At 69.6% G+C, this 25,922-nt stretch carries 22 protein-coding genes; 13 read left to right on the forward strand and 9 right to left on the reverse strand.

Features of this window, described 5'->3' with window-relative positions; genetic code table 11:
• Complete coding sequence (locus tag OUA97_RS15215; protein ID WP_267232842.1) at positions 1-1,305, reverse strand: serine/threonine protein phosphatase; 1,305 nt, start codon at positions 1,303-1,305, stop codon at positions 1-3.
• 22 nt (positions 1,306-1,327) lie between these two features.
• Positions 1,328-3,775: a TonB-dependent receptor gene (locus tag OUA97_RS15220; RefSeq protein WP_267232843.1), complete on the reverse strand. Its 2,448-nt coding sequence runs from the start codon at positions 3,773-3,775 to the stop codon at positions 1,328-1,330.
• A gap of 151 nt (positions 3,776-3,926) precedes the next feature.
• Between OUA97_RS15220 and OUA97_RS15225 the strand changes: the two genes are divergently transcribed.
• Entirely contained in the window at positions 3,927-4,481 is a 555-nt protein-coding gene (locus OUA97_RS15225) for a TetR/AcrR family transcriptional regulator (protein ID WP_267232844.1), read from the forward strand.
• A 19-nt stretch (positions 4,482-4,500) separates the two neighbouring features.
• On the opposite strand, the gene OUA97_RS15230 is transcribed toward OUA97_RS15225, so the two are convergent.
• From OUA97_RS15230 to OUA97_RS15240, 3 genes are read right to left on the reverse strand one after another with little or no spacing between them, the layout of a single operon-like run.
• On the reverse strand, positions 4,501-6,039 hold the full coding sequence (locus OUA97_RS15230) for a DHA2 family efflux MFS transporter permease subunit (RefSeq protein ID WP_323690862.1): 1,539 nt from the start codon (positions 6,037-6,039) through the stop codon (positions 4,501-4,503).
• Between the two features lie 12 nt (positions 6,040-6,051).
• Positions 6,052-7,203, reverse strand: a complete 1,152-nt coding sequence (locus OUA97_RS15235) for an HlyD family efflux transporter periplasmic adaptor subunit (protein ID WP_267232845.1) — start codon at positions 7,201-7,203, stop codon at positions 6,052-6,054.
• Between the two features lie 38 nt (positions 7,204-7,241).
• Positions 7,242-8,654, reverse strand: a complete 1,413-nt coding sequence (locus tag OUA97_RS15240) for an efflux transporter outer membrane subunit (RefSeq protein WP_267232846.1) — start codon at positions 8,652-8,654, stop codon at positions 7,242-7,244.
• Between the two features lie 111 nt (positions 8,655-8,765).
• Between OUA97_RS15240 and OUA97_RS15245 the strand changes: the two genes are divergently transcribed.
• Positions 8,766-9,401 carry a TetR/AcrR family transcriptional regulator gene (locus OUA97_RS15245; protein ID WP_267232848.1) on the forward strand — a complete coding sequence of 212 codons (636 nt, stop codon included), beginning with the start codon at positions 8,766-8,768 and terminating at the stop codon, positions 9,399-9,401.
• 33 nt (positions 9,402-9,434) lie between these two features.
• On the opposite strand, the gene OUA97_RS15250 is transcribed toward OUA97_RS15245, so the two are convergent.
• Positions 9,435-10,070, reverse strand: coding sequence for a TetR/AcrR family transcriptional regulator (locus OUA97_RS15250; RefSeq protein ID WP_267232850.1), 636 nt, complete (start codon positions 10,068-10,070; stop codon positions 9,435-9,437).
• A 198-nt stretch (positions 10,071-10,268) separates the two neighbouring features.
• Here OUA97_RS15250 and OUA97_RS15255 point away from each other — a divergent pair, with 198 nt between their 5' ends.
• The gene (locus OUA97_RS15255) at positions 10,269-10,490 is read left to right on the forward strand and encodes a hypothetical protein (RefSeq protein ID WP_267232851.1); all 222 of its coding nucleotides are present in this window, start codon (positions 10,269-10,271) and stop codon (positions 10,488-10,490) included.
• Here OUA97_RS15255 and OUA97_RS15260 read toward each other — a convergent pair.
• On the reverse strand, positions 10,487-11,476 hold the full coding sequence (locus OUA97_RS15260) for a GlxA family transcriptional regulator (protein ID WP_267232852.1): 990 nt from the start codon (positions 11,474-11,476) through the stop codon (positions 10,487-10,489). The two genes, OUA97_RS15255 and OUA97_RS15260, sit on opposite strands and share 4 nt — an antisense overlap.
• A gap of 114 nt (positions 11,477-11,590) precedes the next feature.
• Here OUA97_RS15260 and OUA97_RS15265 point away from each other — a divergent pair, with 114 nt between their 5' ends.
• From OUA97_RS15265 to OUA97_RS15285, 5 genes are all read left to right on the forward strand, one after another.
• Positions 11,591-12,253: a DJ-1/PfpI family protein gene (locus tag OUA97_RS15265; RefSeq protein WP_267232854.1), complete on the forward strand. Its 663-nt coding sequence runs from the start codon at positions 11,591-11,593 to the stop codon at positions 12,251-12,253.
• 70 nt (positions 12,254-12,323) lie between these two features.
• Positions 12,324-13,226, forward strand: coding sequence for a class I SAM-dependent methyltransferase (locus OUA97_RS15270; RefSeq protein ID WP_267232855.1), 903 nt, complete (start codon positions 12,324-12,326; stop codon positions 13,224-13,226).
• Positions 13,223-14,008: a TrmH family RNA methyltransferase gene (locus OUA97_RS15275; RefSeq protein WP_267232856.1), complete on the forward strand. Its 786-nt coding sequence runs from the start codon at positions 13,223-13,225 to the stop codon at positions 14,006-14,008. The genes OUA97_RS15270 and OUA97_RS15275 overlap by 4 nt, the downstream gene beginning before the upstream one ends.
• A 99-nt stretch (positions 14,009-14,107) precedes the next feature.
• Complete coding sequence (locus tag OUA97_RS15280) at positions 14,108-15,058, forward strand: bifunctional helix-turn-helix transcriptional regulator/GNAT family N-acetyltransferase (RefSeq protein ID WP_267232858.1); 951 nt, start codon at positions 14,108-14,110, stop codon at positions 15,056-15,058.
• 90 nt (positions 15,059-15,148) lie between these two features.
• A complete protein-coding gene (locus tag OUA97_RS15285; protein WP_267232860.1) occupies positions 15,149-16,174 on the forward strand; it encodes a protein kinase in 1,026 nt (341 codons plus the stop codon).
• 21 nt (positions 16,175-16,195) lie between these two features.
• Here OUA97_RS15285 and hrpB read toward each other — a convergent pair whose 3' ends face one another.
• On the reverse strand, positions 16,196-18,631 hold the full coding sequence (hrpB, locus tag OUA97_RS15290; RefSeq protein ID WP_267232861.1) for an ATP-dependent helicase HrpB: 2,436 nt from the start codon (positions 18,629-18,631) through the stop codon (positions 16,196-16,198).
• A 175-nt stretch (positions 18,632-18,806) separates the two neighbouring features.
• Here hrpB and OUA97_RS15295 point away from each other — a divergent pair, with 175 nt between their 5' ends.
• The 5 genes from OUA97_RS15295 (at position 18,807) to OUA97_RS15315 (ending at position 23,669) form a co-directional block, all read left to right on the forward strand.
• The gene (locus tag OUA97_RS15295) at positions 18,807-20,354 is read left to right on the forward strand and encodes an amino acid permease (protein ID WP_267232862.1); all 1,548 of its coding nucleotides are present in this window, start codon (positions 18,807-18,809) and stop codon (positions 20,352-20,354) included.
• Between the two features lie 64 nt (positions 20,355-20,418).
• Positions 20,419-21,087 (forward strand): MBL fold metallo-hydrolase, encoded by a 669-nt coding sequence (locus OUA97_RS15300; RefSeq protein WP_267232863.1) that lies wholly within the window; start codon positions 20,419-20,421, stop codon positions 21,085-21,087.
• Positions 21,088-21,139: 52 nt separating this feature from the next.
• On the forward strand, positions 21,140-21,877 hold the full coding sequence (locus tag OUA97_RS15305) for a response regulator (RefSeq protein WP_374452349.1): 738 nt from the start codon (positions 21,140-21,142) through the stop codon (positions 21,875-21,877).
• Entirely contained in the window at positions 21,874-23,223 is a 1,350-nt protein-coding gene (locus tag OUA97_RS15310) for an ATP-binding protein (RefSeq protein WP_267232865.1), read from the forward strand. The genes OUA97_RS15305 and OUA97_RS15310 overlap by 4 nt, the downstream gene beginning before the upstream one ends.
• A gap of 227 nt (positions 23,224-23,450) precedes the next feature.
• Complete coding sequence (locus tag OUA97_RS15315; protein ID WP_056018305.1) at positions 23,451-23,669, forward strand: general stress protein; 219 nt, start codon at positions 23,451-23,453, stop codon at positions 23,667-23,669.
• Positions 23,670-23,701: 32 nt separating this feature from the next.
• Here the strand turns inward: OUA97_RS15315 and egtB are convergent.
• Positions 23,702-25,922: ergothioneine biosynthesis protein EgtB (gene egtB, locus OUA97_RS15320; protein WP_416362437.1), on the reverse strand; the 2,221-nt coding region annotated here is incomplete at its 5' end.

Raw genomic sequence — 25,922 nt, forward strand, 5'->3', positions numbered from 1 at the left:
CTACTTCGCGCCGTTTCCGAACCGCTTGCGGAAGTCCTCAAGGCGGATCGTAAAGTCGTCGGCGGCCAGGAACTCCTGGTCGCTCATCTTCGGCTGCTCGACCTTGCGATACCAGGCCGCGTATTCAGGCGTCTCGCCGGAGAACTTCTTGTAGTAGGTCGAATAGGTGCGGACCTTGATGACCGGCGTCTCGCCGCTCATGTCGAAGGTCATGAACCGCATCCAGCCGTCGCCGATGCCGACCGGCCAGGCGGCCTTCACCCCAGCCGCGATCGCCGTCTGTCCGCGATCCTGATAGTCGGCCAGCACCTGATGCACCATCGCCCCGCCGGCCCCGGCGTCGGCGCGATAGGCCTGGCCGTGCTGGTGGCCGTTGAGCGCCAGGAAGATCTGCGGGTGGCGGCTCAGGAACTTGGTCCACACCGCCTCGGGATTGTTGTGCTCGGGATGGACCATGGCCATGTCGACCATCGGGTTCGGGGCCCGCTCGCCGGCGGTGTTCAGGTGGTCGTGGGTGCTGACGATGGTCGGCAGCCCCGGATGGGCGGCGATCACCTTCGCCGCCCATTCCAGCACCTCGTCGCTCGGCGCCATCTCGAGGCCGATATGCAGGAAGCGATAGCCGCCCGCAGTGAAGATCTGCGCGCTGTCGGCCCCGCCGTTGAAGGAGGCGACATACCAGGGCTTGTCCTTGAAGAACGCGGTCTGCGCCCCGAAGACCTCACGCCAGTTGTCCAGCCCGCCCGGGTGCAGCATCCCGTACGGCCGCGGATGGTCGCCCGGGTTCATGAAGTCCTTGATCGGCAGGTAGCGGGAATCCGTCCACATCGCGTCGTAGTCGTGATTGCCCGGAACCACCGAGAACGGCGTCTTGCCGGCGATGATCTCGAAGCCCTGTTTGGCGGTCGGCATCTCGACGCTGCGGACCTTGTCGGTCGGCGCGAAGTGGGCGTCCAGCAGCGGGTTGGCGCCCTTGCTGACGCCGAACCCCGCATGGGCCTCGTCGAACGGCTTGGTCTGGTGCTGCCAGGTGTCGCCCAGCGAAGTGACGAAGGCGATGTCCCCGCCGTTCGTCTGCAGCCGGCTGGCGATGTAGCTCATCTGCTCGAAGAACAGTTCGCGCGCATCGAACGGAAAGCCCTCGGCCTTCTGGTGGGTGTAGTCGACATAGTTCTGGGTGTCGGGGATCACCGCCAGGGTGAAGCTGTCGTCTTTCGCCCAAGCCGCGGCGGGGGCGAACATGGCGGCGCTGGCGGCCAGGGCCAGGGCCAGGGCCAGCGCCAGACGGCGTGTCTTGCCGATCATAAAATCTCTCCGGAATTGGGGCTTAGAACTGCAGGCCGAGCTCAAGGCCGAAGGTCCGCGGCGCGCCGGCGATCGCGGTCGGGGTGCCGAAATTCTCGCCGGAATTGCCGGCGTCCAGCAGGTATTCCTCGTCCAGCAGGTTGTCGGCGAACAGCCGCACGCTCCACCCCTGCGCCTCGTTGCGGACGCCCAGGTTGCCGCTGACGAAGACGTGGCCCTTGTCCATCTTCGGGGCGACGTTCTCGTTGTCGAAATAGATCTTCGACTGGTAGCGGACGCGGCCCGAGAAGAAGCCCGTCAGGTCGCCGCTCAGCGGACGCTCGGCGTTCAGCCCGACCGCGGCCTGGTATTCCGGCGAGATCCGGAAACGGTGGCCGGTGAAGTCCCCCTCCGACGACTTGAAGTCGTCGAACTTGGCGTCGAGGTAGGAGAAGTTGGCGAAGGCGTCGATGCCGGTCGCCAGCAGGAAACTGCCGGCGAACTCGAACCCGGTGGCGCTGGCCGAGCCGGCGTTCACAGCCCGCTGGCCCAGGGCCGGGTTGGCGGGATCGATCAGCTCCATGGTCTGAAAATCGGTCCAGGCGTAGTGGAACAGGGCCGCGTCGAACCGGATACGGTCAAACGCCCCTTTCAGGCCGACCTCGTAGTTCCACAGCTGCTCGGGATCGACCGGCGCCACCGCGCCCTTGCTGTCGGCCTGCAGGAAACCCGAGCGCTGGCCCTTGGCCACGCCCGCATAGGCGTGCAGCCCGTTGTCGAAGTCGTACTGCACCGACAGGCGCGGCAGCACCGCGTCGAAGTCGGCGTCCCCGTCCAGGGCCCCGTTGGTCACCGCGAACAGCAGGTTCTTGGGCGCGGCCGCATAGGCGGCCGGCAACGCCGCCTGCACCGCCGAATAGTAGCTCGTAAACAGCGGGTGGCGCGGGTTCGTCGCGCTGAAGGTCGGGTCCAGGGCCACGAACTTGGCCGCCACCGCGCTCGACACTGCGCTGTAGACGCCCAGCTTGATCAGGCCCGACTGGCCGACCGCCGGCTGGTTGGAGACGAACCGCCGCTCGTTGCGCACATAGCGGACCCCGCCGTTCACCGTCAGCTGGTCGGTCAGCTCGTAGCTCACATCGACAAAGGCCGAGGTGTCGGCCTTGCGGCCCTTCTGCTCGCGGTATTCGCGACGGTTCGGATCCAGCGTGATCCCCAGCGACGCCGGTAGCACCAGCTCGCTCGGCTGGCCGTTGGGCAGCACCCAGACCCCGCTCTGCAGGATCCCGAAGATCGGCTCGCTGAAAGTCAGGCCGATGGTCTCGTCGACCGCCTCGCGAATATAGCTGACCCCCGCGAAGCCCTGCAGCCGCTCGCCGGACGAGAAGTTGAACCGCGCCTCCTGGTAGAAGCCCGAGGTCTCGTTGGCGATGTCGCTATCGACCAGCGGCACGAAGCCGCCGTCCATGTCGAAGTACTGCTGATAGTCGTACTCGCGATAGCCGGTGATCGACGAGAAGCTCAGCTTGTCGTTCAGCTCCGCCTCGATCAGCAGCGTGCCGCCATAGACGTTGCGCTCGAAGTTCGAGGGCTTGCGCGGCGCCTGGTAGGTTTCCTTGTAGTAGTCCGCATAGCCCAGGCTCGGCGTCGGGATCGTGAAGCTGGTGAACTGCGTCCCGGTCGGATTGTCGTGCTGGACATAGGCGACCGCCGTCAGACTGAAGCGGTCGTTCGGCTCGAACTTGAACGACGCCCGCGCCCCGGTGGTGTCCAGGCCCATATAGTCCTGCGCATCGCCGCCGGCGGCCGCCTTGTTCTCGATGTAGCCCGTGCGTTCCTCATGGAAACCGGCGAGACGGAAGGCCGCGACGTCGGAGACCGGCAGGTTCACCGCCCCCTCGACGCGCCGATAATCCAGGTTGCCGACCGCTGCGTTCAGATAACCGCCGAACTCGTCCTGCGGCTTGCGGGTGATCAGCGACAGGCCGCCGATCTGCGAGGCGGTCCCGAACAGCGTGCCCTGCGGCCCGCGCACGATCTCGATGCGATCCATGTCGTAGATCGCCATCTGCGCACCCTCGCGACGGCTGATGTCGACCCCGTCCAGATAGGTCGAGACGGCTGATTCCGACCCCGCGCCCGACTCGTCAGAGGTGATGCCGCGGATGCTGATGCTGGGCGCCGCCGGGCTCTGGTTCTTGTAGTTGGTGCTGGGCGCCAGGCTCGCCACCTCCTCGACCGAGCGCAGCCGCATCTTCTCGATGGTCTGGCCGCCATAGGCCGAGATCGCGATCGGCACGTCTTCCAGCGCCTCGGCGCGCTTCTGGGCGGTGACGATCACCTCCTCCAGCGTGCCCGGCAGCTCGGCCTCCTCAGCCAGCGCCGGCGCGGCGACGATCAGCACCGACGCCAGCGACATCAGGCCCGCCGCGCGGCGGGCCACACCCCGGCGGCGCACCGATTGCGCGCACCCAGAGAACTTACTCGACATGATTGACGCCCCTTGCCATCGCGATTTACGTTCCTCGCGTGTAACGTTATTGAACGATGGTTTTGCGACGCCGATGCAACGCAATGACGACAGCCGCCCCGATCACGCCGCCCCGCCCCGCCGCGGCCGCGGCCGGCCTCGCGACCTGTCCATGGAACCGGCGATAATGCGGGCTGGCTGGGAGTTGCTTGCCGAGCGTGGCTATGCCGGCCTGGCCTTCGAGGAGTTGGCCGAGCGCGCCGGCTGCAGCCGCCCGGCCCTCTATCGGCGGTTCGCCAACAAGCGTGAGCTGATCATCTGGATGCTCGACAACGCCGCGCGCGACACCGACCCGGCGCTGCCCGAACACGTCCCGCCGCGGACTGTGCTGATCGAGAACCTCTGGGCGTTCGTGCGCCACCTCGGCGGCCCGGCAGGCGTGGCCACGCCTGAGCTCGCCCAGGCGCGGCGGCGCGACTCCGAGCTCTCAGCCGCTCTCGACGCGCTCTATGAGCGCGAGCGTCAGCCCTATCTCCTCGCGCTGAGCCGGGCCTTGAAGGACGCCCTGCCCGCCGCCGACATCTCGGCGCTGGTGGACAACATGGTCGGCGCGGTCCTCTTCCGCGCCGGCCTCCAGGGCCAGACGCTGAAACTGGCCCAGGTCGAACAGATCGTCGACCAAGCCCTGGTCGCCGGCCGGGCCATGACGCGCAAGGCCCGACGCTGAGGGCCCGTATGGCGGGGAGCTAGTGGCCCCCGCCCGGGCCGGCCGCCCGCTTCGGACGCGGGGCCAGCCAGATCGTCGTCGCCGCGATCGCGAAGACCACGGCGGTGGTCAGGAACATCAGGTTGGTCGACAGCATCACCGCCTGGCTCTGCACCAGCCCTTCCAGCTGGCGCAGCGCCTGGTCGGGCGAAAAACCCTGCGCGACCAGGCCGTCCAACGCCGACTGCGGCTGGTTCAGCGCCCCGACCAGTTCGGCCCGCTTGGCGCTGGCCTGGTTCTCCCATGACGTGGTCATCAGCGAGGTGGCGAACGCCCCGGCCACCACCCGCAGGAAGTTGGCGATGCCGGCGGCAGCAGCCGTCTCCTCCTCATCGACGGCGCCCAGCGCGATGCTCTGGGTCGGGATGAAGAAGAACGGCATGGCGAAGCCCAGCGCCAGCTGCGGCAAGGCGATGGTCAGGAAGTCGGCGTTGGTGGCGAAGTGGCTGCGCCAGATGGCGACCCCCGCCATCCAGAACACCCCGAACGAGACCAGCGCCCGTGGATCGCGCCGGGCGACCTGGCTGGCCACGATCGGCGACATCACCACCGCCAGCACGCCCTGGAACGCCGCAGCATAGCCGGCCCAGGTGGCGGTGTAGCCCATGTTGGTCTGCAGCCAGAGCGGCAGGATCACCACGCTGGCGAAGAACGCCCCGAAGGTGAGACTGAGCGTCGTCACTCCGATGGAGAAACCGCGGTGTCGGAACACCCGCAGGTTCACGATCGGGTTCTGCGCGGTCAGTTCCCAGATCAGGAAGGCGACAAACCCCACCGCCGCGACGATCGCCAGGCCTACGATGAACGACGAGGCGAACCAGTCGTGCTCCTTGCCGGTGTCCAGCATGATCTGCAGCGCGCCGACCCAGACGATCAGCAGCGTCAGGCCCATATAGTCGACCGGGACCCGGCGCGTGGCGCCCTGATGCTTGATCAGCGCGCGGTAGGCCAGGAACGCCACCCCGAACGCCACCGGGATGTTGATGAAGAAGATCCAGTGCCAGCCGATGGTGTCCGAGATCGTGCCGCCCAGAATCGGCCCGGCGATCGGGCCGACCACGGTGGTCATGCTCCACAGGCCCAGCGCCTGAGGCGCCTTCTCCTTGGGGAAGATCTGCAGCAGCAGGGTCTGCGACATCGGCATGATCGGGCCGCCGCAGAGGCCCTGCAGCACCCGGGCGAACACCAGGAAGCCGAAGGTCGGCGCCAGCCCGCAGAGGATCGAGCAGACCCCGAACCCGACCAGGCCGAACACGAACACCTTAACCGCCCCGAACCGCTGGGCCAGCCAGCCTGACAGCGGCACGGTGATGGCCTCGGCCACCGAATAGGAGGTGATGACCCAGGTGCCCTGGCTCGGCGACACGGCCAGGCCGCCGGCGATGTGCGGTACGGCCACGTTGGCGATGGTGATGTCCAGCACCACCATGAAGTTGGCCAGGCCGAGCAACAGCCCGGTGACCAGCAGCGCCATCCCCGTGAGGGGCGCCGGCGCCGGCGTCGATTGGCTCTGGCTCACGGGCCTGGCCCCTTACTTCGAGATGTCGATCACGGCTTCCATGGACAGCCCCACCCGCAGCGGATGCTCGGCCAGTTCCTTGGGGTCCAGGGCGATGCGGACCGGCACGCGCTGGACCACCTTGATCCAGTTACCGGTGGCGTTCTGGGCCGGGATCAGCGCAAAGGCCGAACCGGTGCCGCCGCCGACGCCGGCGACCTTGCCGTGGAACTTCACGCCCTTGCCATAGAGGTCGCTGGTCAGCTCGACCGGCTGCCCCCGCCGCACCTTGCGCAGCTGCACTTCCTTGAAGTTGGCGTCCACATACGCAGTCTGGATCGGCACGATGCTCATCACCGGCGCGCCGTTGGCGACCTTCTGGCCGACCACCACGCTCTTGCGCGCCACCACCCCGTCGACCGGCGAGCGGATGGTGGTGCGGGCCAGGTCCAGTTCGGCCTGGGCCAGCTTGGCGCGGGCGGCGGCGACCTCCGGATTGTCGGCGGCGCTGGTTCCAGCGACCAGGGCGTTGGCGGCCTTCTGCTGGCCGGCCGACTGAGCGGCGGCGGCCTTGGCCTGGGCCAGACCCGCCTGGGCGGCGGCCAGCGCGGCCTTGGCGGCCTGATAGCGGTTCTCGGCCTGGGTCAGTTCGTCGCCCGACACCGCGCCGGATTCGGCCAGGTTGCGGCGGCGGCCGTACTCGACCTCGGCCCGCGAATAGTCGGACCGGGCGCTGGCCAGCATCGCCTCGGCGCGGGCGATGTCGGCGCCGCGCGCGGCGGTCTGGGCGGCCAGCGCCTCGTCATTGGCGAAGTACTGCCCCACCCGGCGCTCGGCCTGGCCGAGTTCGGCGCGGGCGCGGTCGACCGCCAGCTTGAAGTCGGCCGGGTCGATCACCGCGATCACCTGGCCGGTCTTGACCACCGTGGTCTCGCCGACCGGCGCCTGCACGATCGGGCCGGCGACCAGCGCCGTCACCTGGGCGGTGTCGGCGTTCACATAGGCGTTGTCGGTGGTCACGTGGCGCGAACCGACCAGCAGCCAGTAGAGGCCCCAGATCAGCGCCCCGGCGAGCACCACGCCGCCGAGGATCATGAACAGGCGCTTGCGCCGCGCGCCGTTGGCGGCGGGCGCGGTCGCGACGGCGGCCGCGGGTTGGGGATGCGATCCGATATCGTCGGGCATGGAAGGCCTTTCCGGGGGAGGACGGAAAATGGTTGGGGTCAGGCGGCCCGGAAGCCGCCGCCCAGGGCGCGGACCAGGGCTGCGTCAAGGGTCAGCGCGCGCGATTCCAGGTCGGCGGCGGCCCGCCGCTGCAGGATCACGGCGTTCTCGGCGGTCAGCACCGAGGTGTAGGAGTCCAGGCCCCCTTCGTAGCGGACCCGGGCGATGCGATAGGCTTCCTCGCCCTTGGCCAGCGCCTGCCGCGCCGCGCCCAGCCGGACGGCCAGCGCCCGCTCGCTCACGGCGGCGTCGGCCACTTCCTTCAGCGCTTGGGTCAGGGTCGCGTCATAGTCGGCGACGGCGGCGTCGTACTCGGCCCGCGCGCCGCGATAGGCGCCTGACAGCCGCCCGCCCTGGAAGATCGGCAGGCTGAGCGCCAGCCCGGCCTGGCCGATGTCCGAGCCGCTCTCGGTCAGCAGGTCCAGGCCCAGCGACTGGGCGCCGATGAAGCCGGCCAGGTTCACGTTCGGATAGAAGGACTTGCGCGCCACGTCGATGCGCTTGCCGGCCGCCTCGGCCCGTAGCCGCGCGGCGACGATGTCCGGACGCCGGCCCAGCAGATCGGCGGCCAGGTTCTCGGGCAGCCCGAATTCGCGCACCGCCGGCGCGGCGGGCCGGGCGATCGCCAGGCCGCGGTCGGGTCCGGCGCCCAGCAGGGCGGCGATCGCGTCGCGGGCCAGGCCCACCTGCTCGCGGCTGGCGGCCAGATCCTGGTCCGCGCTGGCCAGCGCGGCCTCGGCCTGCTTCAGCTCGCCCTGGTTGGCCGCGCCGTTGGCGACCTGCTGGGCGACCAGCTTGCGGGTGGCCTCGCGGTTGGCCTGAGCCTGGGCGGACGCTTCTTCGGCGGCGAACGCCCGCGACAGCTCGGCATAGGCGCCGACCACCGAGGTGGTCAGCACCAGCCGCGCCTGGGCGGCGTCCATCTCCGCGGCGGTGGCCTCCGAGGTCGCTGCGGCCAGCGCCGCGCGGTTCTTGCCCCAGAGGTCGAGGTCGAAGGAGAGGTCCAGCGTCGCCCGGCCGGTGTCGTTGTAACCCTCCGGTACGAAGGCCGGCGGAATGCCGTTGTTGTAGCTCTGCTTGGTCTGCGCGGCCTGCGCGTTCAGCGCCGCGCTCGGTAACAGCGCCGCGCGACTCTGCTGGGCCCGCGCCTGGGCCGCCCGCACCCGGGCCTGCGCCTGGACCAGGCTCGGCGATCCGGCCAGCGCCTCGTCGACCAGGGTGTCGAGCTGGGCGTCGCCATAGCTCTTCCACCACTGGTCGGCCGGCCACTGCGCGGCCGGGGCGTCAAAGCTCGAGGTTGCGGCATAGGCCTGCGCAAGCCTGACCTGGGGGGCTGGACCCAGGTTCGGTACGGCCGCGCAGCCCGCCAACAGGAGGGCCGCCGTCACGGGGGGGAGAATCAGGCGTGCCATGCCGCGTCTCGAGAATCGACTAGGGAGAAGTACGGCCTGGAAAACCGTACGGTACGGTCATATGTTCCCGACACTGGATTTCGTCAAGGACAAACCGTACAGGATGGTCAGATGTTGACAGCCACGCCTCAGAGCAGACGTGAAGAGCGTCGCGACGAACGCCGCGACGGCATTCTGGACGTCGCGCGCGACTGCTTCCTGGCCGACGGCTACGCCGCGACCTCCATGTCGACCATCGCCGCCCGGCTCGGCGGGTCGAAGGGCACGCTCTACAACTACTTCAAGTCCAAGGAAGAGCTATTCGAGGCGGTGATGCAGCGCCAGTGCGGCGCGCTGGCCGAGACCCTGTTCGATGTCGACCACGACGGCGACGACGCGCGCGAGCGCCTGCAGCACTTCGCCGGGAAGTTCCTGACCCTGCTGCTGACCCCCGAGTCGCTCGGCATCCACCGCGTCGTGGTCGGCGAGTCCGGCCGCTTCCCCGAACTCGGGCGCATGTTCTACGACATGGGGCCCAAGGTGATCCTGACCAAGATCGCCGGCTACCTGTCCGACCTCATGGACCAGGGCGTCCTGCGCCGCGCCGACCCCTTCGTCGCCGCACAGCAGTTCAAGGACCTGACCATCTCGGGCGTGCTGCAGCCGCGCACCTGGGGCGTCATCGAAGGCGACATGACCGACGCCGAGATCGAGGACCAGGTCAATAACGCCGTCGACACCTTCCTGCGCGCCTATCGACCGGACTGACGCCCTGCCCGACCGGCGGTGAGCCCGATGCCGCTAGTCGGCGACCAGGCCGTGCATCAGGCCGTCCAGCGTCACGCTGATCAGCTCGTCGGTGGGGGCCCACGCGAAGTTCGGCCGGGCGATCATCATGCTGACCACGCCGTGGCAGGCGGTCCACAGCGCCTGGGCGGCGCTGTCGGCTGTGCCGGTTCGCAGCCGCCCCTCGGCGGCGATCTCGCGGACCACGCCGGAGAACACCTGATAGCACTGGTCGCCCAGGTCGGCGGTCGTCTCTTCTTCGCCGATCACCGCGGCCAGCCGCGCGACGTTGCAGAACACCAGTTCGTAGGCGTTCGGATGCTCCAGGCCCCAGCGCATGTAAGCGTCCAGCATCAGCTTGACGCGGTTCACCGCGTCCATCGGCTTGGCGGAGATCTCGGCGTTGCGCTCCAGCAGGTTGCGGATCGTGCCCTGGCAGATCTCCAGCAGGATGCAGCTCTTGTCGGGGAAGTGCATGTAGAGCGCCGTCGACGACACCCCCACCTCGTCGGCGATCTTGCGGATCGTCGCGCCCTCATAGCCCTCGGCCACGAAGATGCGTTCGGCGGCCTCCAGGATTTCCTGCCTGCGGAGGTGGCCGTCGCCCTTGGGTTTCCGGGCTGAGCGCCGCGTCGTCACTGCGATGGTCACAGCTATCCTTCCGAGTCCGTTCGGTGACAAGCGGAAACCAAAACCACCCAGGTTGCAAGCCTCGACGAAAAGAAAAGGCCTGCTGAATCCGAGACTAAGGGCGCCCTTGCGTAAGCTATTTCGCAGGCGAGCGCGCCCGAACAGCAGCGTTTCGACCGCTCAGGCGTTTCATTCCGGCGAATGGATGAGGGAGCGGCCATGACACTGCCCGACGACCAACTGCAACGCCTGGCGCTGCACAGCGCCTTCGGACTTCACCTCGTCGCCAAGTGGATGGCGACCCGCACCGACGTCGATCCTGAGATCCGCGAGCGGCTGTCGGTCCACATGACCGCCCTCGACGGGGTGCTGTCGGCCAACGGACACGACTGGATCCGCGAGGAGATCGAGGGCACCGAGGCGGCCCTGCACGGGCGCTAGCCCGCTTCTCCTTCGGCGCGGCCGCGGAAGCGCCGGCGATAGGCCGCCGGCGTCATCTGCGCCTTGCGCGCAAACAGCCGCGAGAAGGTGGCCAGGTCCAGGTAGCCGACCTCTCGGGCGATTTCGCCCAGGCCGAGATCGCTCGCTTCGAGAAGTTGCTTGGCGCGCCCGACGCGCAAGTCCTGGAGATGATCCAGAGGCGTGCAGCCGGTCTGCGCCTTGAACCGCCGCAGCAGGGTGCGCGTCGAGACGTTGAGAGCCTGCGCCAACCGCTCAAGGCTGTAGGGCTCGGCCAAGCGCTGGCGCAGCCATCGCGAGACCGACTGCGAGAAACCGTCCCGCGCACGAACGTGCAGCCGCGGGTCCAGATAGGGCGCCTGACTGGTCCGCCCGGCGTCCAGCAGCGTGACCTTGGCCAGCGCACGAACCGCGGCGTCGCCCAATCGCTCGCGCACGATCGCCAGCGCCAGATCGTGGGCGGCGCTGAACGCCCCGCTGGTCGTCACCGGCCCGTCGCGGACCAGCAGAGCTTCCGAGAGGACGTCGGCCGACGGATAACGGCGCGCCAGCTCTCCTGCGAAGGCCCAGGCCGTCGTCGCTCGCCGCCCGTCCAGCAACCCCGCTTCACCGAGCAGGAACGCCCCGCCGCAGATCGCGGCCACGGGTCCACGAACGGCCGCCCTTCGGATCAGGGAAATCTCAGACCCAAGTTTCGAAAGCGTCGCATCAAGCTCGGCGGCGCTCACCACCTCGAAGGCCGGCACAACGAGCAGGTCGCAGGCCGCCGGAGCGGGCCCTACGCCCAGGCTCACGCCGCCAGCCGCCACTACCGGCCCGCCCCGCGCCCCGATCACCGACACCTCGAACGGCGCAGCCTCACGTGGGCGTCGCAGACCCGCGAGCCGATTGGCGATCAGCAGCACGTCGGCCAGGCCGAACACCTCGGCCGCCAGACATCGGTCGTATGCCAGGACGGAGATCCGCATGGGTGGAGCATAGGCGGAGATTGGCGATATCACCCATAAAAATGTCGATACCGCCAGCCGTATGGGTCCGGTCGCCCGCCCTAGGGTCGCACCAACAACAACCGGAGATCCCAGATGCGCATGTCCATCCTGCTTTATGACGGCTTCACCGCCCTCGACATCGTCGGCGGCTACGAGTCCCTTTCCCGGATACCCGGCATGCAGGTCGAGTTCGTGGCCAAGGAGAAGGGCGTCATCGCCTCCGACACCCGCTTCCTGGGGCTGCTGGCGTACAAGACCCTGGAGGACGCCGCCGGGACCGACATCCTCTATGTGCCGGGCGGCCCAGGCGGCTATGTCGCCCAGCGCGACCCGGAGATCCTCGACTTCATCCGCGCGGCCCATGCGACCAGCACCTGGACGGTCGGCGTCTGCAACGGCGTGGAAGTACTGGCCGCCGCCGGCGTCCTCGACGGCGTCGAAGTCACCACCAACTTTTTCGCGCGCGACCAGGTCGCCGCCCTAGGGGCCAAGGTCATGAAGACCCGCTACCACCGCGACGGCAAGGTCGTGACCGGCGCAGGGGTTTCGGCCAGCGCCGACGCCGGACTGATGCTCACCGAGATCCTAGTCGGCCAGCCGCTGGCCGAGATTATTCAGCTCGGCATCGAATACTATCCCTCGCCTCCGTTCGGCGCGGCGACGGTCGACGAGACGCGGCCCGAGTTGCAGGACGCCATCCGCAGCTTCGAGGAGCGCGCCGAAGCACTGTTGGAAGCGACCCCACGCGTCTTCTAGGCCCGGCGGGCGGGCGCGGCGGCCAAGGCGGGGCTTTCCCTTTCCAGCGCCGCGCTCTAATCGCTGGGCCATGACCAAGACCGCCCCCGTCGTCGCCGAACTGCCCGGCGCCATGCGCACCACCGGCTGGGCCGACTACGCCCTGCTGGACTCGGGCGGCGGCCGCAAGCTCGAACGCTACGGCCCCTATACCGTGGTGCGCCCCGAACCCCAGGCGATGTGGGACCCGCGCCTGCCGCAGGACGCCTGGGACAAGGCCGACGCCGTCTTCGATCCGTCGGACGAAGAGGACGCCGGCAAGTGGCGCTTCCGCGGCAAGCCCAAGGAAAGCTGGCCGATGGCCTGGGGCGACGTGTGCTTCCATGCCCGCTTCACGGCCTTTCGGCATCTGGCCTTCTTCCCGGAGCAGGCCGCTAACTGGGCCTGGCTGGACCAGCGCGTGCGCGCCCTGCCCGGCCAGCCGCGGATCCTCAACCTGTTCGGCTACACCGGCGTCGCCAGCCTGGTCTGCGCCGCGGCAGGCGCCCACGTCACCCACGTCGACGCCTCCAAGAAGGCCATCGCCTGGGCGCGTGAGAACGCCGCCCTCTCGGGCCTGGACGACCGCCCGATCCGCTGGATCTGCGAGGACGCGCGCCGCTACGTCCAGCGCGAGGTGCGCCGCGGCTCGCGCTATGACGGCATCATCCTCGACCCGCCGAAATACGGCCGCGGTCCGGACGGCGAGGTCTGGCGTCTATTTGAGAACCTGCCTGAACTTTCGGCCCTATGCGCCGAACTTCTCGGGGAAAACGCCTCCTTCCTGCTGCTAAACGCCTATGCCGAGCGGATCTCGGGCGCGGCCCTTTCGTCGCTTTGCGCCGCCAAGCTTTCCGGCCGCGCCGGGGCCATCGACTGGGGCGAGTTGACCCTGGTCGAGGACGCCGGCGATCGCCAGATCGGCATGTCCTTCTACGGGCGGTGGTCGGCATGAGCCGCCTCGTCACCTCCCTGACCAACCCGACGGTGAAGTCGGTCCGCGGCCTGCACCTGCGCAAGGAGCGCGAGCAGTCCGGCCTGTTCGTGGCCGAGGGCCTGAAGATCGTCACCGAGGCCGTCGAGCTCGGCCACGCCCCGCGCATCCTGATGTACGGCAAGGACGCCGAAGGCCACCCGCTGCTCAAGCGCGCCATCCAGGCGACGCTGGCGGCGCGCGGCGAGGTGATCGAGGTCACCCAGGACATCCTCGCCAAGGTCTCGCGCCGCGACAACCCGCAGGCCGTGGTCGCCGTCTTCGCCCAGGTCTTCACGCCGCTGACCACCCTCGATCCCGCGGCCGCGACCTGCTTCGTCGCCCTGCACCGGGTCCGCGATCCGGGCAACCTCGGGACTATCGTGCGAACCGCCGACGCCGCCGGCTGCGGCGCGGTGATCCTGGTCGGCGACTGCTGCGACCCGTTCTCGGTCGAGGCGGTGCGCGCCACCATGGGCTCGATCTTCGCCGTGCCGATCGCCAAGGCGACCGAGGCCGAGTTCGCCGGCTGGCGCTCCTCCTGGCCCGGCTCGGTGGTCGGCACCCTGCTCAGCGCCACCGTCGACCACCGCCAGGCCTCCTACGCCAAGCCGGCCATGATCCTGATGGGCAACGAACAGCAGGGCCTGACGCCGGAGATGGCCGCGCTCTGCGACGTCAACGTCAAGATCCCGATGCGGGGCCGCGCCGACAGCCTCAACCTGTCGGTGGCCACCGGCATCATGATTTACGCCGCCACCTAACCCCCGCCCCTCCCCGCATGTCCGCGAGCCATCGCTTGACGGCCAATTACATAGCTATGTATATAGTATGCTATATTTATCGTCGCTGGACGAGCTGAGATGACTGCCGACACCCTTTCCGACCTGGGCGTAATGTTCCTGGGCAGTCGCCTGAAGCGCTTGGGCGACCGCTTGCAGACCGAGGCCGCCGCCATCCTGCAGGCCATGGACCTGCCGGTGCAGCCGGCTCAGCAGCCGCTGCTGGCCGTGCTCCGGCGTGAAGGCCCGCGCACCGTCGGCGCCGTCGCCCAGCACCTACGCATCAGCCAGCCGACCGCCACCCGCGCCCTGCAGGCGCTCATAGAACAAGGGCTGGTCGAGGTCAGCAAGGATGTCCGCGACCAGCGCCAGAAGCTGCTGTCGCTCACCCCCGCCGGCGAAGCCCTGATGGACCGCCTGGAACACGACCTCTGGCCGCGGGTTGAAGCGGCCGCCATCGCCCTCTGCGACGGCCGCGATCAGGAGCTCATGAACACGATCGCCGCGGTCGAGGCCGCCCTCGACGCACGCTCGCTGACCGAACGGACCCTGGCCCCCGACATGGCCGTTCGCGATTTCACGGACAACCTGGCCGAGGCGTTCTACGCGATCAACGCCGAATGGATCGAGGAGATGTTCGCGTTGGAGGCCAACGACATCGACCTGATGTCGAACCCGCGCGAGCGGATCGTCGACAAGGGCGGCGAGATCCTCTTCGCCGAAGTCGACGGCCTCGGCGTCGTCGGGACCTGCGCCATCATGCAGGCCAAGGACGGCTGGTTCGAACTGACCAAGATGGGCGTCTCCAAGTCCGCCCGCGGCCGCAAGGTCGGCGAATTCCTGCTCGCCAAGGCGATCGAGCGGGCCCGCGCGATGGGCGCCGCCGACCGGCTCTACCTGTTGACCAACACCAAGTGCGCGCCCGCCATCCACCTCTACGAGAAGCTGGGCTTCGAGCACGACGCCGAGGTCATGACCCTGTTCGGCGCCCGCTACGAGCGCTGCGACGTCGCCATGCGCTTCCGCGGCTGACCGCTCGATCCACTCCCGCCGCCCTTGTTCGCGGCGGCGTCAATTCATAGCTCACCTTGCAACCAGGCGTTTCGAGGAGCACCGAACACAATGGCGCGCGCCGAGGACCGCCTGATGAGCCGCCGGCGCGCATACGATGCGCTCGCCCCGCGCCTGGCCTCCCTGAGCGACAATGACCTGACCGCGCTCCTCGCGCAGACGACGACGTGGCACGACCATGTCCTCGGCAATAAGTCCGGCGTTATTGCGCTCGACGGCGCGAAGGTGTTCGTCAAGAAGATCACCCTCACCGACTTGGAGCTCGCGCCCGACAACAGGGGCACGAGCGCCAATCTATTCGACCTTCCGATGTTCTATCAGTACGGGGTCGGCTCGGCGGGCTTCGGAGCCTGGCGTGAGTTACAGGCCTATCTCAGGGCGACCGGATGGGTGCTCTCGGGTGAATGCCCCTACTTTCCCTTGGTCTATCACTGGCGGGTGCTGCCCAGGGCAAGACGCGCACCCCTACCCGCCGCAAAACAGGAGTGGCTGGATCAGGCGCCCGACTACTGGAACGGCTCGAACGCCGTCCGGCAGCGCCTAGCGGCTATTTCGGCGGCCACGACCTCGATCGTGCTCTTCTTGGAATACGTCCCGGAAATGCTGCACACTTGGCTGGAAAACAGGCTCTCCGGCCAGAGCGTCGATGCAGCGCTTGAATCGACGTTCTTCAATTTTCACGACCAGTGGCGCGCCGCTCGCGGCTTCATGAATGATCGCGGCATGCTGCATTTCGATCTGCATGCCCGCAACGTGCTGACCGATGGCGACCAAGTCTTCGTAACCGACTTCGGCTTGGCTCTGTGCGCCGACTTCGACCTGTCCTCGTCCGAACGCGCGTTCTTCGAGGCTCATCGTCACTACGATCATGCGTACTTGGACTGGGTCGTCGCTAAGTGGCTGGCTTCCCTGCCAGCGCCGCTCTCTCCTGCGCTCACCGATCTTGCCGAGCGGGCGTCGCCCGCCGCGGTTGCCTTCGGAGACTTCTTCGAGGCCCTGTCGCAGAGGAGCCGGCGCACCCCGTATCCCGAAGCGGCGCTTGAGGCGGTGTTCACCACCTCCAGAGCGGCCGACTGACGCCGAGACGGGCGGCGCCGCTCAGGTCCCGCGCGGCTTGGCCCGCGCCGTCGGCGCGGCGTTGGCCGGGTCCTCCGGCCAGACGTGCTTGGGATAGCGCCCGCGCATGTCCGAGCGGACGTCCTTCCACGAGCCGCGCCAGAAGCCCGGCAGGTCCTTGGTCGTCTGGATCGGCCGATGCGCCGGCGACAGCAGCGACAGGGTCAGCGGCGCGCCGCCGACGCTTGGATGCTCGGCCAGGCCGAACACCTCCTGCACCCTCACGTCCACCCGCGGCCCGCCCTCGGCGGCGTAGTCGATGGCGAAGCTGTTGCCGGTCGGCGCCGTCCAGCGGGCCGGGGCGCTCGCCTCCAGCCTGCGCTGCTGGTCCCACGGAACCAGCGCCCGCACCGCCCCGTCCAGCACGTCCGGCTTCAGCGCCCCCAGCGAACGCACCCCCGCCAGCAGCGGCGTCAGCCAGTCGTCGAGCCGCTCCAGCAGCGCGCCGTCGCTGAGGTCCGGCCAGTCCTGGCCCTGGGCGCGCAGGAACCCGGCCCGTTCGCGGAACGAGCGCGCCGCCTCGCCCCAGGGCAGCTTGCCCAGGCCCTCGGCCCGCACCCGCCCGGCCAGCGCCGCGGCGATCAGCGCCGGATCGGGGTTCTCGTCGATCTCCTCGCGCACGGTCAGCTTGCCCAGCCGCGTCAGCCGCTTGGCCCGCAGCCGCCCGCCGCCGCTTTCGTCGAGCCGGTATTCAGTCTCCATCTGGTCCCTGAACGCGGCGACCAGCTCGCCCTCGTCCACCGGCGCGGCCAGCAGGATGCGGTCGCGCCGCTCGCCGCCGCCCATCTCGGCGATGGCCAGCCACTTCTCACGCGCCAGGGCGTCGGTCGGCTCCACGAACGCGCCGCGGCCGCTGACCAGCTGGAACTCGCCGCTGCCGCCCCGCGCCTTGGCCACCCGCTCGGGATAGGCGAAGGCCAGCAGCAGCCCGTCCTCCAGCGGCTCGCCCTTGCCCGGCTTTCCCGCCAGCCGGGCCCATCGCTCGGCCAGGGCGCGGGCGTCCCGCGCCCGCGCCGAGCGGTCCCGTCCCAGGCCCTCCAGCCGATGGCGCAGGTCGGCGTCGCGCCCGCCCAGGCCGCGCTCGGTGACCAGGGCGGCGATCTGCGCGGCCCGCTCGGCCTGCCCGCTCTCGCCCGCCTTCAGCACCATGTGCGCCAGCCGCGGGGCCAGCGGAAACTCGCTCAGCGCCTCGCCGTGCGCGGTCAGCACGCCGTCCTCGCCCAGCGCCTCCAGCCGCCGCAGCAGGGTCCGCGCCTCGTTGAAGGCCGCGGTCGGGGGCGGATCCAGGAACGCCAGTTCGCCCGGATCGCGCGCGCCCCAGCGCGCCAGGTCCAGCGCCAGCCCCGACAGGTCGGCGTCGAGGATCTCCGGATCGGCGAAGGCCGGCAGCGCCCGGGTCTCGGCCTCGTCCCACAGCCGGTAGGCGGCGCCCGGCTCGGTGCGCCCGGCCCGGCCGCGCCGCTGGTCGGCCGCCGCGCGGCTGACCCGCACCGTCGCCAGCCGGGTAAGCCCGCTGGCCGGATCGAAGCGCGGCACTCGGGCCAGGCCGGCGTCGATCACCACCCGCACGCCCTCGATGGTCAGGCTGGTCTCGGCGATCGAGGTCGCCAGCACCACCTTGCGCACGCCCGCCGGGGCCGGGCTGATCGCCGCGTCCTGCTGGGCCGGATCCAGCGCGCCGTATAACGGGGCGATCCGCACGTCGGGCCGCCGCACGCGCTCGGCCAGCCGTTCGGCGGTCCGCAGGATCTCGCCCTGCCCGGGCAGGAACACCAGGATGCTGCCGCTTTCCTCGGCCAGCGCCCGCTCCACGGCGCGGACCACGCGGTCCTCGAGCCGCAGCCGCTCGTCCCGGCCGAGATAGCGAGTATCCACAGGAAAGCTGCGCCCCTGGCTCTCGATCACCGGCGCCTGGTCGAGCAGCCGCCCGACCGCCGCCCCGTCCAGGGTCGCCGACATCACCAGGATGCGCAGGTCCTCGCGCAGCAGACCCTGCGCATCCCGCGCCAGGGCCAGTCCGAGATCGGCGTCCAGGCTGCGCTCGTGAAACTCGTCGAAGATCACCACGCCGACGCCGTCCAGGCTCGGATCGGCCAGGATCATGCGGCTGAACACGCCCTCGGTGACCACCTCGATGCGCGTGCGGGCCGAGACCTTCGACTGCATCCGAACCCGATAACCGACTGTTTCGCCGACCTTTTCACCCAGGGTCTTGGCCATGCGCTCGGCCGCCGCGCGCGCCGCCAGCCGCCGCGGCTCCAGCATCACGATCTTGCCGCGCTCCAGCCACGCGGCGTCCAGCAGCCGCAGGGGGACCAGCGTCGTCTTGCCCGCGCCAGGCGGGGCCACCAGCACCGCCGAGGTCCGCTCGTCCAGCGCCGCCAGCAGGGCGGGCAAAATTTCCTCTACCGGAAGCATGCGGTGATCTAGCTGCGCCTGCCCTCCAGGCCAAGACGGACGCTCATCCTTCGGGCGCCCGCTTTCGCGCAAACGCCAGCGACGGCTTGGCGCTTGACCGCAAGGTTACGAAGAGGCCACGTAACGCTCAATTAGACCGCGCGGCGGGGGCCGCACGGGTTTTCCTGGAGGAAATATGTGGCGAGTTAAATCGCTCGACGCGATTCTCGCGACCGCAGAGAAAAAGTCTCTGCACCGGTCGCTGGGCGCGTTTCAGCTTACCATGCTTGGCATCGGGGCCATCATCGGCACGGGGATCTTCGTTCTGACCGCCGAGGCGGCGCAGAAGGCCGGCCCCGGCATGATCGCCAGCTTCATGATTGCTGGCTTCGTCTGCGCGGTCGCCGCGCTCTGCTACGCCGAAATGTCGTCGATGGTCCCGGTTTCCGGGTCCGCCTACACCTACAGCTACGCCGTGATGGGCGAACTCCTGGCCTGGATGGTCGGCTGGGCGCTGATCCTCGAATACGCCGTCGCCGCTGGCGCGGTGTCGGTGGGCTGGTCCGGCTACGTGGTCGGCCTGATCGAGCACGCCTTGCACATCGATATCCCGAACGCGCTGGTGCTCGGGCCGATGGACGGCGGCATCGTCAACCTGCCGGCCGCCCTGATCGCCCTGGCGGTCACCGGCCTGCTGGTCATCGGCACCAAGGAATCGGCCACCGTCAACGCCATCCTGGTGGCCGTGAAGGTCTCGGCCCTGACCCTGTTCGTCTTCCTCGCCGTGCCGGTGATGAACATGGAGAACTTCCATCCTTTCGCCCCGCTCGGCATGGCGGGGATCTCGGCGGCCGCGGCCTCGATCTTCTTCGCCTATGTCGGCTTCGACGCGGTTTCGACCGCCGCCGAAGAAACCAAGAACCCGCAGCGCAACATGCCGATCGGCCTGATCGGCTCGCTCGGCATCTGCACCATCTTCTACATCCTGGTCGCCTCGGGCGTGATCGGCACCGTCGGCGCCCAGCCGCTGACCGGGCCGGACGGCGCCGGCCTGCGCCCCGGCAGCCCCGAGCTCACCGCCGCCTGTAAGGCCGCCGGCGACGCCGCGGTGGTCTGCTCGAAGGAAGCCCTGGCCTGGACCCTGCGCTCCATCGGCTGGCCGCAGGTCGGCAACCTGATCGGCCTCGCGGCCGGCCTGGCCCTGCCCTCGGTCATCCTGATGATGATGTTCGGCCAGACCCGGATCTTCTTCGTGATGAGCCGCGACGGCCTGCTTCCGGCGGTGCTGTCCAAGGTCCACCCGAAGTACCACACCCCGCACGTGATCACCGTGATCACCGGCGTGTTCGTGTCGCTGTTCGCCGCCTTCTTCCCGGTCGGCGTGCTGGCCGACATCTCGAACTCCGGCACGCTGTTCGCCTTCGCGATGGTGGCCATCGCGGTGCTCGTGCTGCGCCGGACCGACCCGCACCGCAAGCGCCCGTTCCGCGCGCCGGCGATCATGATCGTCGCGCCGCTGGCTGCGGTCGGCTGCGTCTATCTGTTCTTCAGCCTGTCGACCGAAACCAAGCTGCTGTTCCTCGGCTGGGCGCTGGTCGGCCTGGTGGTCTACTACCTCTACGGCTACCGCAAGAGCCACGTCGGTCGGGGCATCGTCGATGTTCCCGAATTGTCGCCCGACGCGCCTCCTGGTCCCGTCGCGCCGATGCCCGGCGCGCCGGCGCCTGGCGATCGCCAGCACTAGGTTGGAGAGGCCCGGGTTCGTCCCGGGCCTTTTCTTATGGCGCGACAGGCCCGATGTTAGGGCCATGAACGCCGAACCCGCCATCCGCGCCCTGATCGCGCCGGTCACCCCGCTGCAGCAGAACTGCACCATCGTCTGGTGCGCCAAGACGCTGAAGGCCGCCATCATCGATCCGGGCGGCGAGGTTCCGCGCCTGCTCGAAGCCCTGAAGGCCAATGGCCTGACGCTTGAGAAGATCTGGATCACCCACGGCCACCTGGACCATGCCGGCGGAACCGCCGCCCTGCAGGCCGCCACCGGCGCCGTGGTCGAAGGGCCGCACCCCGACGACGCCTTCTGGATCGACGAGATCACCGCCTCGGGCGCCAAGTGGGGGATGCCGGACGCCCGCTCCTTCACCCCCGACCGCTGGCTGGCGGACGGCGACACGGTGTCGCTGGGCGAGACCCAGTTCGAGGTCTTCCACTGCCCGGGGCACACCCCCGGCCATGTGGTGTTCTTCCACCGCCAGGCCCGCTTCGCCCAGGTCGGCGACGTGCTGTTCCAGGGCTCGGTCGGCCGCACCGACTTCCCGCGCGGCAACCATCAGCAGCTGATCGACTCGATCACCGGCAAGCTCTGGCCGCTGGGCGACGACGTCGCCTTCGTGCCCGGCCACGGCCCGATGTCGACCTTCGGCCAGGAACGCCGCACCAACCCGTTCGTCGCCGACGAGGTCCTGGCCGGCGCCTAATGCTTTCAGTCATGAAATCTGCGCGTTACGCGGGCGCGTGAATATGGCCCGGATGGAGACACGTACCGAACAGTCCGGGCCCGCCGGCGCCCGCATTCTGATGGTCGACGACGATCCGGGCATCCGCGACGTCGTGTCCGACTTCCTGGGCAAGCACGGCTACCAGGTCGAAACCGCCGGCGACGCCCGCGAGATGGAGCAGGCCCTGGACCGCGGCTCGGTCGACCTGATCGTGCTCGACGTCATGCTGCCGGGCGAGGACGGCCTGGCCATCTGTCGCCGCCTCGCGGTCGGCGAAGGCCCGCCGATCATCATGCTCTCGGCCATGGGCGAGGACACCGACCGCATCGTCGGACTGGAGCTCGGCGCCGACGACTACCTCTCCAAGCCCTGCAACCCGCGCGAACTGCTGGCCCGCGTCCGCGCCGTGCTGCGCCGCGCCGAACAGCGCGGCCAGGCCGCCAGCGCCAGCGCCGGCTGCGAGTTCGCCGGCTGGCGCTTCGACCTCGTCCGCCGCGAACTGCGCTCGCCGCAGGGCGTCGTCGTCAACCTGTCGTCCGGCGAGTTCTCGCTGCTGCGCACCTTCGTCGAGCGGCCGCAGCGGGTGCTGACCCGCGACCAGCTGCTGGAGTTCGCCCGCGGGCCCGATTCCGACGCCTTCGACCGCGCCATCGACGTTCAGATCAGCCGCCTGCGCCGCAAGCTGGACGACGGCGGCGGCGGCCAGGACCTGATCCGCACGATCCGCAACGAAGGCTACATGTTCACCGCCAAGGTGAAGCGCCTGTGACCGCGCCCTGGGCCGGGCGGCCGACCGCATCCCTGTTTGGTCAGCTGCTCGCCCTGATCGGGCTCAGCCTGGTCGCCGCCCAGGCGATCAGCCTGTTCCTGCTGTTCAACCTGCCGCCGCCGGCGCCGGACTTCTATCGGATCGGCGAGATCGTCCAGACGCTGCGCGGGTCGCCCCCCACCTTCACCGAGCGCCACCCGCTGGCCGTCACCATCGCCAAGACCCCGCCGCCCCTGGTCATGGACGGGCGGATGACGCCGAAGATCCGCGCCCAGATCGCCGCCGGCCTCGGCGTCCCGGTCGAGCGGGTGATGGTGGCCTCGACCTCGCGCTTCCCGTTCTCCGACCGCCGCGTGTTCCGCGTCATCCGCGACCGCATCGCGCGCGAGGGCGGCGAGGTCGAGGAGCACTTCCTGATCGCTCCGTTCAAGGTCGCCGTGCAGCAGCCCGACAGCCGCTGGAAGGTGCTCTCGCCCGAGCGCGGCATCGGCCTGGACGCCTGGCAGCAGCGGATCGTGCTGCTGTTCGTGCTCTCGGCCCTGGCCATGACCCCGGTGGCCTTCGTGTTCGCGCGCCGGCTCTCCGCGCCCATCCGGCTGTTCACCGACGCGGCCGAGCGGCTCGGCCGCGATCCGCGCGCCCCGCCGCTGTCGCTCAAGGGCTCGGCCGAGATCAGCGTCGCGGTGAAGGCGTTCAACGACATGCAGGAGCGCCTGCGCCGCTACGTCGAAGACCGCACCGCCATGGTCGGGGCCATCGCCCACGACCTGCGCACGCCTCTCACCCGCCTGCGCTTCCGCATCGAGAACGTGCCCGAGGACGTGCGCGTCAAGATGGCCGCCGACATCGACCAGATGGAGGAGATGATCTCCGCCGCCCTGACCTTCGTGCGCGACACCAGCCGCCCGGGCGAGCGGACGCTGCTGGAACTGTCGTCGCTGCTCGAAAGCGTCTGCGACGAGATGGCCGACACCGGCGCCGACACCCAGGTCGAGCTCGGCGAGAAGGTGGTGCTCGAGGGCGACCCGCTGGCCCTGCGGCGCCTGTTCGCCAACCTGCTGGAGAACGCCGTCAAGTTCGGCGGCCGCGCCCGCGCCCGCGTCTATCGCGACGGGGCCAGCGCCATCGTCGAGATCGAGGACGACGGCCCCGGCATCCCGCCCGAGGAGATCGAGCGGGTGTTCGAGCCCTTCTATCGGCGCGAGCCCTCGCGCAGCCGCCAGACCGGCGGCATCGGCCTCGGCTTGGCCGTGGTCCGCTCGGTGGCCCGCGGGCATGGCGGCGACGTGGTGCTGGAAAATCGCCCGAACGGCGGCCTCACCGCCAAGGTCCAGCTGCCGATCTGACCGCTCCGGAAAAATTTAACGCCGCCCCAACGGCGCGCGCCCGCGCCGCTATCCCCTGCCGGACCACGAACACCGTGTCCGGACAAAGCTTTGCGGTACGAAACGTCGCAGGGCTCAATCGCATTTTGCGCGCAACCTCCTTCGCCCTTGGCGAGTTTGCTTGACCGTAAGGACAGCGAGGCGTCGGCCGCCCTCCCCCCGACGGTCGATGCATAGAGGAGCCGCTCATGGATCTTGAACCCACCGCCAAGCCGAAATCCCGCCGCGGATTTGCAGCAATGAATCCCGAACGCCGCCGCGAGATCGCGCGCAAGGGCGGCGCCAGCGTGCCGGGCGAGAAACGCAGCTTCGCCAAGGACCGCGACCTGGCCGCCTCCGCTGGGCGCAAGGGCGGTGAGTCCTCGCGTGGCGGCGGCCGCAGCCGCGGCGACCGTCTCGAAAGCTGAAACGCCGAGGCGCCTGCCGACTCCAAGGTCGGTCAGGCCCTCAGCAGCGCCACTGCGAAGCTCGGGGCGGGACTTTCCCAGCTCCGCTCCAGCTTCCAGCCGGCCTCCGCGGCCAGGTCCGCAAACCCCTCCAGCGTGAACTTGTAGGAGTTCTCGGTGTGGATGGTCTCGCCGGCGGCGAAGCGGAACCTGCGCCCGGCCACGCTGACGACTTGGTCGCGCTCGCTGACCAGATGCATCTCGATCCGGCTCTGCTCGGCGTTCCACACCGCTTGGTGCCGGAACGCCGCCAGGTCGAAGTCCCCGCCAAGCTCGCGGTTGATCCGCGTCAGCAGATTTAGGTTGAAGGCCGCCGTCACGCCCTGGGCGTCGTCATAGGCCGCCGTCAGCGTCGCCTCGTCCTTGGCCAGGTCGATGCCGACCAGGAACCGCGCCTCCTCGCCCAGCAGCCGCCGCGCCCCTGACAGGAAGCCGACGACCTCTTCCGGGGTGAAGTTGCCGATGGTCGAGCCAGGGAAATAGCCGACCCGCGGATGGCCCGCCGTCTCCGGCAAAGCCAGCGCCTTGGTGAAGTCCTCGACCAGCGGCGCGACCGTCAGCTTCGGATAGTCCCGTCCGATCGCCGCGGCCGCGGCGTCCAGCGCCGAGGCGCTGATGTCGATCGGCGCATAGACCGCCAGCTGCGGCGCGGCGTCCAGCAGCAGCCGGGTCTTGGTGCTCGCCCCGCTGCCGAACTCGACCAGGCTGGCCCCGGCCGGAATCGCCGCGGCCATCTCACCCGCCGTCCGGCGCATCAGCGCCAGCTCGGTGCGGGTCGGATAGTACTCGGGCAGCTCGGTGATCGCCTCGAACAGCTCCGAGCCCGCCGCGTCGTAGAAGTACTTGGCCGGCAGCGCCTTCTGCGGCCGCGACAGCCCGGCCACCACGTCGCGTGCGAATTCGCTGTCCGCCGCCGCGCCGTCCGGCTGCGCGGGCCCGTCCCAGGCCAGCCGCACGCCGGAGAACATCCACCGCTGCTGCGGGTAGAAGAAGTTGCGGTAGCTGGCCCGCACATGCCCGGCCGGCGTCGCGCAGCAGCCGCCGCGCAGCACCATCTGGCCGATCATGAACTTGCCATTGTACTCGCCGACCGCCCCGCCCGCCGGACGGAAGCCGGGATAGGGGCCATAGGCGCTGCGGGTCCATTCCCAGACGTCGCCGAACATCTGGCGCAGGCCCGGGCCCGACCTCGCCGCCGCCGGTCCGAACTGCAACTGCTCGCGCATGTTGCCGACCGCCGCCAGCCCTTGGGCGGCGTGCTCCCATTCGGCCTCGGTCGGCAGCCTCGCCCCGGCCCAGGTCGCATAGGCGTCGGCCTCGTAGAAGCTGACATGGGTCACCGGCGCGTGCGGCGCGATCGCCCTGCGTCCCTGCAGGGTCATGGCCAACCAGCCGCGCTCGCCCTGCTCCCAGTAAAGCGGCGCCTCCCAGCCCTCGGCCTGGACCCGCGCCCAGCCCTCCGACAGCCAGAGCTCGGGCCGCCGATAGCCGCCGTCGGCCATGAAGGCCAGCCACTCGCCGTTGGTCACCAGCCGGTCGGCCAGCCGGTACGGCTCCAGATAGACTCTGTGCCGCGGCCCCTCGTTGTCGAAGGCGAAGCCCTCGCCGTCATGCCCGATCTCGACCACGCCGCCGTCGAAGGCCACCTCGCCCGCCGGTCCGGGATCGCGTCCGACCGGCAGAGCCGGCGCCGGCACATAGGCCGGCTTCAGCGGCGACTGCGCAAACAGGTGCAGCACGTCCATCAGGATCAGTTCCTGGTGCTGCTCCTCGTGCGCCAGCCCCAGTTCGACCAGTTCGGCCATGCCATCGGCCGGCGCGGCCAGCAGCCGCCCCATCGCCTCGTCGACATGCGCCCTATAGGCCAGCACCTGGGCCAGCGACGGGCGGGTCAGCAGGCCGCGCTGCGGGCGCGGCTGCCGCGGCCCCAGCGCCTCGTAGTACGAGTTGAACAGATAGCCGAAGGCCGGATCGAACACCCGGTAGCCCGGCAGGTGCGGGATCAGCAGGAAGGTCTCGAAGAACCAGGTCGTGTGCGCCAGGTGCCACTTCACCGGGCTCGCATCCGGCATCGACTGGGCGGCCTGGTCCTCGGCCGACAGGTGCGCGGTCAGCGCCAGGCTGGCGTCGCGGACCTTGCGGTAGGGATCGGTGGCGCTGCGGGGGGGGGGGGGGGGGGGGGGGGGGGGGGGGGGGGGGGGGGGGGGGGGGGGG

Origin of the sequence: Phenylobacterium sp. 58.2.17 (assembly GCF_026411515.1) — a bacterium.
In the GTDB taxonomy this organism is placed as follows: domain Bacteria; phylum Pseudomonadota; class Alphaproteobacteria; order Caulobacterales; family Caulobacteraceae; genus Phenylobacterium.

Bases quoted from the DNA above. Each gene is read 5' to 3' on its own strand.
- OUA97_RS15215 (WP_267232842.1), bottom strand. From the start codon at position 1,305: ATGATCGGCAAGACACGCCGTCTGGCGCTGGCCCTGGCCCTGGCCCTG.
- OUA97_RS15220 (WP_267232843.1), bottom strand. From the start codon at position 3,775: ATGTCGAGTAAGTTCTCTGGGTGCGCGCAATCGGTGCGCCGCCGGGGT.
- OUA97_RS15225 (WP_267232844.1), top strand. From the start codon at position 3,927: ATGGAACCGGCGATAATGCGGGCTGGCTGGGAGTTGCTTGCCGAGCGT.
- OUA97_RS15235 (WP_267232845.1), bottom strand. From the start codon at position 7,203: ATGCCCGACGATATCGGATCGCATCCCCAACCCGCGGCCGCCGTCGCG.
- OUA97_RS15240 (WP_267232846.1), bottom strand. From the start codon at position 8,654: ATGGCACGCCTGATTCTCCCCCCCGTGACGGCGGCCCTCCTGTTGGCG.
- OUA97_RS15245 (WP_267232848.1), top strand. From the start codon at position 8,766: ATGTTGACAGCCACGCCTCAGAGCAGACGTGAAGAGCGTCGCGACGAA.
- OUA97_RS15255 (WP_267232851.1), top strand. From the start codon at position 10,269: ATGACACTGCCCGACGACCAACTGCAACGCCTGGCGCTGCACAGCGCC.
- OUA97_RS15260 (WP_267232852.1), bottom strand. From the start codon at position 11,476: ATGCGGATCTCCGTCCTGGCATACGACCGATGTCTGGCGGCCGAGGTG.
- OUA97_RS15265 (WP_267232854.1), top strand. From the start codon at position 11,591: ATGCGCATGTCCATCCTGCTTTATGACGGCTTCACCGCCCTCGACATC.
- OUA97_RS15270 (WP_267232855.1), top strand. From the start codon at position 12,324: ATGACCAAGACCGCCCCCGTCGTCGCCGAACTGCCCGGCGCCATGCGC.
- OUA97_RS15275 (WP_267232856.1), top strand. From the start codon at position 13,223: ATGAGCCGCCTCGTCACCTCCCTGACCAACCCGACGGTGAAGTCGGTC.
- OUA97_RS15280 (WP_267232858.1), top strand. From the start codon at position 14,108: ATGACTGCCGACACCCTTTCCGACCTGGGCGTAATGTTCCTGGGCAGT.
- OUA97_RS15285 (WP_267232860.1), top strand. From the start codon at position 15,149: ATGGCGCGCGCCGAGGACCGCCTGATGAGCCGCCGGCGCGCATACGAT.
- hrpB (WP_267232861.1), bottom strand. From the start codon at position 18,631: ATGCTTCCGGTAGAGGAAATTTTGCCCGCCCTGCTGGCGGCGCTGGAC.
- OUA97_RS15295 (WP_267232862.1), top strand. From the start codon at position 18,807: ATGTGGCGAGTTAAATCGCTCGACGCGATTCTCGCGACCGCAGAGAAA.
- OUA97_RS15300 (WP_267232863.1), top strand. From the start codon at position 20,419: ATGAACGCCGAACCCGCCATCCGCGCCCTGATCGCGCCGGTCACCCCG.
- OUA97_RS15305 (WP_374452349.1), top strand. From the start codon at position 21,140: ATGGAGACACGTACCGAACAGTCCGGGCCCGCCGGCGCCCGCATTCTG.
- OUA97_RS15315 (WP_056018305.1), top strand. From the start codon at position 23,451: ATGGATCTTGAACCCACCGCCAAGCCGAAATCCCGCCGCGGATTTGCA.